The 9,909-nt window shown below is 65.5% G+C and carries 8 protein-coding genes; 5 read left to right on the top strand and 3 right to left on the bottom strand.

Annotation, left to right across the window (positions count from 1 at the left end; all coding sequences use genetic code 11):
• Nucleotides 1-711: 711 nt before the first annotated feature.
• From LH475_RS04385 to LH475_RS04375, 3 genes are all read right to left on the bottom strand, one after another.
• A complete protein-coding gene (locus LH475_RS04385; protein ID WP_297412960.1) occupies nt 712-2,334 on the bottom strand; it encodes a cation acetate symporter in 1,623 nt (540 codons plus the stop codon).
• Nucleotides 2,331-2,678 (bottom strand): DUF485 domain-containing protein, encoded by a 348-nt coding sequence (locus LH475_RS04380; RefSeq protein ID WP_196843116.1) that lies wholly within the window; start codon nt 2,676-2,678, stop codon nt 2,331-2,333. Before LH475_RS04380 ends, LH475_RS04385 begins: the two co-directional genes overlap by 4 nt.
• A gap of 87 nt (nt 2,679-2,765) precedes the next feature.
• Nucleotides 2,766-4,694, bottom strand: coding sequence for an AMP-binding protein (locus tag LH475_RS04375; RefSeq protein WP_297412959.1), 1,929 nt, complete (start codon nt 4,692-4,694; stop codon nt 2,766-2,768).
• A gap of 106 nt (nt 4,695-4,800) precedes the next feature.
• Between LH475_RS04375 and LH475_RS04370 the strand changes: the two genes are divergently transcribed.
• From LH475_RS04370 to LH475_RS04350, 5 genes are all read left to right on the top strand, one after another.
• The gene (locus LH475_RS04370; protein WP_297412958.1) at nt 4,801-5,481 is read left to right on the top strand and encodes a GntR family transcriptional regulator; all 681 of its coding nucleotides are present in this window, start codon (nt 4,801-4,803) and stop codon (nt 5,479-5,481) included.
• A 14-nt stretch (nt 5,482-5,495) separates the two neighbouring features.
• Nucleotides 5,496-7,031, top strand: a complete 1,536-nt coding sequence (locus tag LH475_RS04365; protein ID WP_297412957.1) for an MmgE/PrpD family protein — start codon at nt 5,496-5,498, stop codon at nt 7,029-7,031.
• Nucleotides 7,031-7,960: a methylisocitrate lyase gene (gene prpB / locus LH475_RS04360; RefSeq protein WP_297412956.1), complete on the top strand. Its 930-nt coding sequence runs from the start codon at nt 7,031-7,033 to the stop codon at nt 7,958-7,960. The genes LH475_RS04365 and prpB overlap by 1 nt, the downstream gene beginning before the upstream one ends.
• 9 nt (nt 7,961-7,969) lie before the next feature.
• Nucleotides 7,970-9,121, top strand: a complete 1,152-nt coding sequence (locus LH475_RS04355) for a bifunctional 2-methylcitrate synthase/citrate synthase (protein WP_196843120.1) — start codon at nt 7,970-7,972, stop codon at nt 9,119-9,121.
• A gap of 133 nt (nt 9,122-9,254) precedes the next feature.
• A partial coding sequence (locus LH475_RS04350; RefSeq protein ID WP_366145585.1) for a phosphoribosyltransferase occupies nt 9,255-9,909 on the top strand: 655 nt, incomplete at its 3' end.

The following is a 9,909-nucleotide window of genomic DNA, read 5'->3' as shown; positions in this document are numbered from 1 at the left end:
GTGTGGCGGCGGGCCGGGGGGGGGGGGGGGGCACCCCCCCCCCCCCAAAAATGTGGGGGGGGGGGGGCCCCCCCCCCACCGGGGGGGGGGGCCCCCCCCAAAAACCCTCAAAACTCACAACCCCGCGGACAACCCGCCGCCGCCGCTTCTTTCGGGCAGCTCCTTTCCCGCTGCTCCTTCCTTGCCGTCCCCTCGTCGGCAGACGCCCCCACTCCTCGCCTAGGTTTTGGTTGGATGTCGCGCGGGAGCTACGCCGGTGCGCGGGAGCTACGCCGGTGCGCGGGAGTTGGGGCCTGGCCAGAAGTCCCGCGCCACGCGTCACGCGGGACTTGCGCGGGTGCGCGCGAGTTATGCCTCCCGCGCACTGGCGCAGCTCCCGCGCGGCGTGAAATGGGCGCGACTGGCCCGTCGCCGTGCTCGGAACTGAGCCTTCCTGCATCCGTATTGAGCCGCTTTGGCACTGGAACGGTCACCAGCCAGCGCGCGCCTATCCACGGGTCGGTGCCAGGCGTTGAACCGTTCTGCGAGATTGCTGTCGACGAGCTCGGCGGCAGCGCGGAATCTGCTGGAGTTTTCGAGATCACGGTCGCTGGCCAAGTGTGCCAGCGGGTCGGCAACAGAAAACGGGCCGGACAGGATTAGATCCTGGCTGGCCCGTTCGCTGTACTGCCGGTTGTACTGCCGGTTGTGCTGCCGGATGTGCGGCGGCGGTTAGTGCTCGACGGCCTTTTCGGCGCCGTGGCCGGTGAGCGAACGCACCGACATCTCGGCGGCGAGCTTCGGGCTCTCCTTCACGGTGCTGGTGACCGATCCGAGCCAGCCGAGGAAGAACCCGAGCGGGATCGAGATGATGCCGGGGTTGCTCAGCGGGAAGATCGCGAAGTTCACGTCGGCACCGAACATGGAGGTGTCCGTGCCCGAGAACACCGGCGAGAAGATGATCAGGAGAACAGCCGAGGAGAGTCCGCCGTACATGCTCCAGACCGCGCCCCTGGTGGTGAAACCACGCCAGAACAGGGAGTAGAGAATGGTCGGCAGGTTGGCGCTCGCCGCGACGGCGAAAGCCAGGGCCACGAGGAAGGCGATGTTCTGCCCCTGCACACCGATACCACCGGCGATGGCCAGAATACCGATCACAATGACGGTGCGACGTGCGACCTTGACCTCGTCGTCGGGGTTTCCCTTGCCCTTCTTGATGACGGATCCGTAGATGTCGTGCGCGAAGCTCGTCGCTGCCGTGATGGTGATGCCGGCCACGACGGCCAGGATCGTTGCGAAGGCGATGGCCGAGATGAAGCCGAGCAGCAGCGGACCACCGAGGGCGAGCGCCAGCAGCGGGGCTGCCGAGTTCACTCCACCGGGAGCGGCGAGAACGGTGTCAGCACCGACGAGCGACGCGGCACCGAAGCCGAGCACCAGGGTGAAGATGTAGAACGCGCCGATGAGCCAGATGGCCCAGACAACCGAGCGACGAGCTTCCTTCGCGGTCGGAACCGTGTAGAAACGCATGAGCACGTGCGGCAGGCCGGCGGTTCCAAGAACCAGGGCGAGGGCGAGAGAGATGAAGTCGAGCGGGTTCGTGCCGTATTTCAGGCCCGGGGCAAGGATCGCGTCGGCGGGAACGGACGTCGAGGCGGCGACCGCGCTGTCCAGCAGCGCCGACAGGTCGAAGCCGTTGACGGCGAGAACCCAGATGCTCATGGCGAGTGCACCGATGATGAGCAGGAACGCCTTGACGATCTGCACCCATGTAGTGCCCTTCATGCCGCCGACCAGTACGTAGACGATCATCAGCGCACCGACAATGGTGACCACGATGGACTGGCCGAGCTTGTCGTTGATGCCGAGGAGCAGAGAGACGAGCCCGCCGGCTCCGGCCATCTGGGCGAGCAGGTAGAAGAAGCAGACGGCCAGGGTCGTCGTGGCCGCCGCCACGCGCACGGGGCCCTGCTTCAACCGGAAGGAGAGCACGTCGGCCATGGTGAACTTGCCGGTGTTGCGCATGAGTTCTGCAACGAGCAGCAGGGCCACGAGCCAGGCGACGAGGAATCCGATCGAGTACATGAACCCGTCGTAGCCGCTGATCGCGATCGCGCCGACGATGCCGAGGAACGATGCCGCCGAGAGGTAGTCGCCGGCGATGGCGAACCCGTTCTGCGGGCCGGTGAACGAGCGGCCACCGGTGTAGTAATCCGCGGCCGACTTATTGTTGCGCCCGGAACGGATCACGATGATCAGGGTGACCGCCACGAACGCGAGAAAGATCGAGATGTTCAGGACCGGGTTGTTTTCAACCGGTTTGACCAGCGTGGCCAGGGAGTGCAGTGCGTTCATCGCTGTTCCATCCGCTCGAGCTCAAGGCGAAGTTCTTCGGTGCGGGGGTCAATCTTGCGGTTTGCGAAGGTCACGTAGGTCATCGTGATGGCGAACGTCGTGACGAACTGGCCGAGGCCGAGCAGCAGGCCCACATTGATGCGGCCGAAGACCGGCGTTGCCATGAAATCGGGTAGGTACGCGGCAGCAAGCACATAGGCGAAGTACCAGACCAAAAAGAAAATGGCCATCGGTACGACGAACTTGTTGCGGGTGCGCTTCAACTCGAGAAAACGGGGAGTCTTTTCAAATGCCTCGTAATCGATGGTGGACTTCGGTGGGGCGTCTTGCACTGCTTCACTCATGGGGCCTCCTTGCCTCAGGGACGAAAAATCTTGGTTTCAAGAAAAATTGTGGGTGCACGGTGTGGGTGGGAAGTGGTCGTGACCGGGTTACGAAACGGATGCTGACAGCGCGCGTTTCAGATCGTCGAGAACCGTGGGGTCTTCGATGGTGGGGGGAACGGAATATTCTTCACCATCGACGATTTGCCGAATGGTTTTGCGAAGAATCTTACCCGACCGCGTTTTGGGAAGTCGGTCGAGTACGGTGACGTCGCGAAACGCTGCGACCGGGCCGACATGCTCCCGGACAAGGGCGACGAGTTCTGCGACGAGAACGTCGTGGTCGACACTACTGCCGGCTTTGAGTGTGACGAAACCGGCGGCACGCTGACCCTTGAGCGGGTCGTGCACGCCGAGCACCGCGCACTCGGCGACGGCCGGGTGCAGCGTGAGTACCTCTTCGAGCGAACCGGTCGAGAGCCGATGCCCGGCCACGTTGATGACGTCGTCGGTGCGGCCCATCACGAACAGATAGCCGTCGGCATCGAAGTGACCGGAATCGCCGGTGGCGTAGTAGCCGGGAAACGCGGTCAGGTAGGAACTGGCGAACCGTTCCTCACTGCCCCAGACCCCGAGCAGGGTACCGGGTGGCAACGGAAGCCGAATGGCGATGTTGCCGTCCTTGCCGTCCTTCTCGATCGGCTTGCCCTGGGAATCCAGAATGGCGATGTCATACCCGGGAACCGGAACGGTGGCCGAGCCCGGTTTGGTCGGCAACTCTTCGATGCCGAGCAGGTTGGCGCAGATCGCCCAGCCGGTCTCGGTCTGCCACCAGTGGTCGACGACCGGGCAGTGCAGCCCGTTTTGGGCCCAGTGGAAGGTTTCGGGGTCGAGGCGTTCGCCGGCCAGGAACAGGCTGGTCAGGCTGGACACGTCGTGATGCTTCAGTTCGAGCAGGTCGGGGTCGACACGGCGGATCGCCCGAACGGCGGTCGGCGCGGTGAACAGCACCCTGACCTTGTACTCGTCGACGACGCGCCAGAAGGCGCCGGCATCCGGCGTGCCAATGGGTTTGCCCTCGTAAATGAGCGTGGTCACGCCGGCCAACAGCGGCGCGTAGACGATATAGGAGTGCCCGACCACCCAGCCGACGTCGGAGGCGGCCCAGTAGACGTCGCCCGGCCCGACGTTGTAGACGTTGCGCATCGACCAGTTCAGGGCGACGGCGTGGCCTCCGTTGTCGCGGACGATGCCCTTGGGCTTACCGGTCGTGCCGGAGGTGTACAGAATGTACAGCGGGTCGTCGGAGCGCACGGCCACCGGGTCGGCCGGTGCGGCCTTGGCTTCTTCATCGGCCCAGTCCAGCCAGAGGGCATCCGTCTTGGAGCGGTCCTGGTAGTCCGCGGCCGAACCGGGAACGCTGTCCCGATTGCGCACGATCACGGTGTGCACCGAGCCCTGGCTGAGCGTCAGTGCTTTCTCCACCAGCGGCAGGTATTCCACAGAGCGGCCCGGTTCGAGGCCGCCCGATGCTGTGACGATGACACTCGGGCGGGCGTCGTCGATGCGCACAGCCAGTTCCGTCGCGGCGAAACCGCCGAACACGACCGAGTGCACCGCGCCGATGCGTGCGCAGGCGAGCATGGCGACGACCGCTTCGGGAATCATCGGCAGGTAGATGATGACGCGGTCGCCGGTACCGACGCCGTTGGCGCGCAGGGCGCCGGCGAACTTAGCGACGCGACCGAGCAGCTCGAGGTAACTCAGCTGAACCCGGGTGCCGGTCATGGCCGAGTCGTAGATCAACGCGGTCTGGGCACCGCGCCCAGCCAGAACGTGACGGTCGAGGGCGTTGTAGCTCGTGTTGAGCGTTCCCCCGGGAAACCAGCTTCCGGTCGCCGTGCCGTCGACGGCCAGGGCGCTCGTCGGCTGCGTGATCCAGTCGATGCCCGCGGCGGCCTCCAGCCAGAAGTCCTCCGGCGACGAAATGCTGCGTCGCCAGGCCTCCTGGTAGCCCCCACCTGATTCGCCGTTCATGTCCACCTTCTCCATCGAAGTGCTTCTGTATACAAAGAGTGGTTGAAGTATTGCATATAACCCGGCACTGTGGAATAGAATCACACTTGTGTATACAGAAACCGCAATGTTGGGGTTAGACCTTCCGCTTCGAGCAAGCGAGCGGGCGTACCGTCAGCTGCGCGGGGAGATTCTCGACGGCCTCCTCGCACCGGGGGCTGCCCTGCTCGAAGTTGAACAAGCCGAGCGCATCGGCGTTTCCCGCACCCCGCTGAGAGAAGCGGTTGCCCGATTGATCGCCGACGGCCTCGTCGTCGGACGCCGCGGGCGCGGCTTCGAAGTGACCGACATCTCCGTCGACAGCATCTCCGAACTGTACGAGTTGCGCCAGGCGCTCGAAGTGCAGGCCATTCGCCTCGCTGCGACTCGGCGCGACCTGGCACCGTTTATTAGACTCCGCGAGAAGTTCCGTACCGCGCCGGACCTTCTGGAGCAGGGCGATATCGGCGTGCACCGCTATTACGTGCTGATCGATGAACTCGAAGACGCCGTCGACCTTGCCGTCGCAAACCCCTTTCTCGTCGGCGCCCTGCGCGCCGTACGCACGCACTTGGCCCGCAGCCGCCGGCTTGCCCGAAGAAATCCGTTGCGGCTTCATGCCGCAGCGGCCGAGCACCTGCTGATTATCGACGCCATCATTGCCGGCGACCCGTCGCTGGCAGCCCATGCCACCCATATTCATCTTCACCAAAGCCTCGTGAGCGTCCTCGCGGCGATCGACGGGGAATCGGCCACTCCGGTCGGCTAACGAAGGGATCCACCGTGCAGCTCCACCACGTTCGAGTTCACAAGAGCGACGAGAATCTGGCCCGCGAGGACCAGCTGGCCTGGAAGATCGCCGAGGTCGCCGCCGATCCCGCCCTGGTCTCCGAGGAAGTGACCGAGATGGTCATCAACCGCGTGATCGACAACGCCGCCGTAGCCGCGGCCAGCCTGACCCGTCGCCCGGTGATTGCCGCCCGCTCGCAGGCGCTTGCGCACCCCCGTTCCAACGGTGGCGACGGCTCGACCGTGTTCGGCCTCGCGCCGGCCCGCCGCGTTTCCCCGGAGTGGGCGGCGTGGGCCAACGGAGTGGCCGTACGTGAACTCGACTACCACGACACCTTCCTGGCCGCCGAATACTCCCACCCGGGCGACAATATTCCGCCGATCACGGCCGTCGCCCAGCACCTCGCCGCCTCGCGAGGCCTGACCGGCAGCGACCTGGTTCGCGGTATCGCCACCGGCTACGAGATTCAGATCGACCTCGTGAAATCAATCAGCCTGCACGCGCACAAGATCGACCACGTCGCCCACCTGGGCCCGTCCGTCGCTGCCGGCATCGGAACCCTCCTCGGGCTCGACGAGGAGACCATCTTTCAGGCCGTCGGCCAGGCACTGCACACCACGACGGCCACCCGCCAATCACGCAAGGGCGAAATCTCCTCCTGGAAGGCCCACGCCCCGGCATTCGCCGGCAAAATGGCCGTCGAAGCCGTTGACCGCGCGCTGCGCGGCGAGACCAGCCCCACCCCGATCTATGAGGGCGAAGACGGTGTCATCGCCTGGCTGCTCGACGGCCCCGGCGGCTCCTATGACGTGTCGCTGCCGGCCGCCGGCAGCATCAAGCGCGCCATTCTCGACAGCTATACCAAAGAGCACTCGGCCGAGTACCAGGCGCAGGCCTGGATCGACCTCGCCCGCCGACTGCACAACGAGCACCCGGAACTGCTCGTGGCCGGGGCGATCACGAGCATTGTCATCCACACCAGCCACCACACGCACTACGTGATCGGATCCGGCGCCAACGACCCGCAGAAGTACGACCCCACCGCGAGCCGCGAAACCCTCGACCACTCCATTCCCTATATCTTCACGGTGGCACTGCAGGACGGCACCTGGAACCACGTCGACTCCTACAGCCCCGAGCGTGCCGGCCGCCCCGACACCATCGCCCTGTGGAACACCGTCACCACGACCGAAGACACGGAATGGACGCGTCGCTACCACTCCCTCGACCCGGCCGAGAAGGCCTTCGGCGGTCGCGTGGAAATCGAACTCAGCAACGGAACCCGCCTGGTCGATGAGATCGCCGTCGCCGACGCGCATCCGCTCGGCGCTCGCCCCTTCGCCCGCGCGGAGTACATCGACAAGTTCCGCACCCTGGCTGCTCCGGTTCTGGAAAAATCCGAGATCGAACGGTTCCTCTCACTGGCCCAGCGCCTGCCGGAGCTGAGGTCCGCCGACCTCGGCGGCCTGACCATTGTGGCCAAGCCGGGACTGCTGGCCTCCATCGCCACCCCGAACGGAATTTTCTAATGTTGTACGCCGGCACGATAGCCGCCGACAAGCGCCGTGCCCTGCGGGCCGGCCTGTCGAGCGGAAGGATTCTGCGCTACCCCGGCGCGTTCAACCCGCTCTCGGCCAAGCTCATCCAGCAGAAGGGGTTCGAGGGCGTCTACATTTCGGGCGCCGTACTCTCGGCCGACCTCGGCCTGCCCGACATCGGCCTGACCACTCTCACCGAGGTGGCCGGCCGGTCGCAGCAGATCGCCCGCATGACCGACCTGCCGGCGATCGTTGACGCCGATACCGGTTTCGGCGAGCCGATGAACGTGGCGCGCACGATTCAGACCCTCGAAGACGCTGGCCTGGCCGGTATGCACATCGAGGACCAGATAAACCCGAAACGCTGCGGCCACCTCGACGGCAAGCAGGTTGTGGATGCCGACACCGCGATCAAGCGCATCCGCGCGGCCGTCGACGCGCGGCGAGACCCGAACTTTCTCGTCATGGCGCGCACAGACATCCGTGCCGTTGACGGGTTGGATGCCGCTGTGACCCGTGCCAAGCAACTGCAGGATGCCGGGGCCGACGCGATTTTTCCCGAGGCGATGGGCAGCCTCGCCGAGTTCGAAACGATTCGCGCAGCCGTGTCGGTGCCGATTCTGGCGAACATGACCGAGTTCGGTAAGGGCGAGCTGTACACCGTGGCGCAACTCGAGAACGTGGGCATGAACCTCGTGATCTTTCCGGTATCCCTGCTGCGCCTCGCGATGGGCTCGGCCGCACGTGGACTCGATGCGATTTCGGAACACGGTTCGCTCACGACGATGTTGCCCGAAATGCAGCACCGGGCCGATCTATACGAGTTGCTCGACTATGCCTCGTACAGCCAGTTCGATTCGGGTATCTTCGATTTCACCCTGAACCCGCACATCTCGACGCCGAGTTCGTCACAGGTCTGAAGGAGCACAATGTCTGACACCCAAACTGTAGAACCTGCGGTCACTCCGCATATTTATAAAGGTCTGACCGGCGTCATCGTCGACACGACCGCGGTTTCCAAGGTCAACCCCGAGACCAACTCGCTGCTCTACCGGGGCTACCCCGTGCAGGAACTCGCTGCGAAGAAGAGCTTCGAAGAGGTCGCCTACCTGCTCTGGCATGGCGAACTACCCGACGAACAACAGCTGGCCGACTTCGAAGCGCTCGAGCGCTCGCTGCGTCACCTCAGCCCGGTGATCAAGCGCATCATTGACGAGCTGCCGCTGACCGCGCACCCGATGGATGTTGTGCGCACCGCCGTGAGTATCGTCGGCGCGAGCGATCCAGACGCGGAGAACCCGTCGCCGCAATCCGACCTGGCCAAGTCGATTCGCCTGTTCGCCCAGTTGCCGGCGATCGTCTGCTACGACCAGCGTCGCCGGCACGGCCTCGAACTGGTCGAACCGCGCGACGACCTCGGCTATTCGGCGAACTTTCTGCACATGGCTTTCGGCGAGGTGCCAGAGCTCGTCGTCGTCAACGCCTTCGACGTGTCGATGATTCTCTACGCGGAGCACTCCTTCAACGCGTCGACCTTCACCGCGCGGGTCATCACCTCGACCCTGGCCGACCTGTATTCGGCGGTGACCGGCGCGGTCGGGGCGCTCAAGGGAGCGCTGCACGGCGGCGCCAACGAGGCCGTCATGCACACCTTCACCGAGATCGGCCTCGGCGCCGGCGCGGCCGACCGTGCCGAACCGTGGCTGGCCCAGGCGCTCACCGAGAAACGCAAGATCATGGGCTTCGGGCACCGCGTCTACAAGAGCGGCGACTCGCGGGTTCCGACGATGCGTGCGTCGCTCGTCACCCTGGTCGAGCACTACCAGAAGCCGGAACTGCTGGAACTGTACGAAGCCCTCGAGACGGCGATGACGACGCGCAAGGCGATTCTGCCGAACCTCGATTACCCGTCGGGCCCGGCCTACCACCTGATGGGGTTCGACACCCTCACCTTCACGCCGATCTTCGTCGCGGCGCGCATCACGGGGTGGACCGCGCACATCATGGAGCAGAAGAAGAGCAACGCGCTCATTCGTCCGCTGTCGGCCTACAACGGCGTCGACCAGCGCCAGGTTCCGTAGCGTTTTCTGCAGGGCGGATGCCGCGCGGCCGGCTGGCAGCGCGGTATCCGCCCTGCACCGGTTGTTTCTGCGGTGTGATTCTGTGGTGTCTGTATCGGGACACGGTCGGCTGAGACCTGGCTAGCATTGACGAATGACACCTGATGCCGAGGATTTGCCCACTTCTCCCGAGATCGCCCGCGAAATTCTGCAGTGGACCGACTTCGCCGCGGCATCCCGCGAGCTGGCAACTCGAGTGCGGGACAGCGGTTTTCATCCCGATGTTGTGATCGCTATCGCCCGCGGCGGCCTGCTGCTGGCCGGCGCTGTGTCATATGCGCTCGGCACCAAGAACTGCGGCAGCATCAACGTGGAGTTCTACACCGGCATTGACGAGCGTCTGCCCGAGCCCGTGCTGTCGGCGCCGATGCTCGACGCTCCGGCCCTTGCCGGCAAGCGGGTGCTGCTCGTCGATGACGTCTCAGACTCCGGCCACACCCTCGCGCTCGTGCTGCGCCTGCTCGGCGAGACCGCGATGGAGGTGCGCACCGCGACGCTGTATACCAAGCCGCGCACCGTGCACGTGCCCGACTTCACGTGGCGCGAAACTGACAAGTGGATCGTGTTTCCATGGTCGGCGCTGCCGCCGGTAGTCGGCGCCCGCGAGACCATCGCGCCCGGGGGGGGGGCCCCCCGGGGGGGGGGGGGGGGGGGGGGGGGGGGCGCCCCCCCCCCCCGCGGGGGGTGGAGGCGGGCGCGGGCCCACCACCCGGGGGGGGGGGGGGGGGGGGGCGCCCGCGGCCCGCCCC

It is taken from the genome of Cryobacterium sp., assembly GCF_026786305.1.
GTDB lineage: Bacteria > Actinomycetota > Actinomycetes > Actinomycetales > Microbacteriaceae > Cryobacterium.
Note: the sequence above shows the minus strand (reverse complement) of the source record. Positions and strands in the feature narration are given on the sequence as shown.

What these genes read in the sequence shown, in the direction of transcription:
- LH475_RS04385 (WP_297412960.1), bottom strand. Translation starts at nt 2,334, where the DNA reads ATGAACGCACTGCACTCCCTGGCCACGCTGGTCAAACCGGTTGAAAAC.
- LH475_RS04380 (WP_196843116.1), bottom strand. Translation starts at nt 2,678, where the DNA reads ATGAGTGAAGCAGTGCAAGACGCCCCACCGAAGTCCACCATCGATTAC.
- LH475_RS04375 (WP_297412959.1), bottom strand. Translation starts at nt 4,694, where the DNA reads ATGAACGGCGAATCAGGTGGGGGCTACCAGGAGGCCTGGCGACGCAGC.
- LH475_RS04370 (WP_297412958.1), top strand. Translation starts at nt 4,801, where the DNA reads ATGTTGGGGTTAGACCTTCCGCTTCGAGCAAGCGAGCGGGCGTACCGT.
- prpB (WP_297412956.1), top strand. Translation starts at nt 7,031, where the DNA reads ATGTTGTACGCCGGCACGATAGCCGCCGACAAGCGCCGTGCCCTGCGG.
- LH475_RS04355 (WP_196843120.1), top strand. Translation starts at nt 7,970, where the DNA reads ATGTCTGACACCCAAACTGTAGAACCTGCGGTCACTCCGCATATTTAT.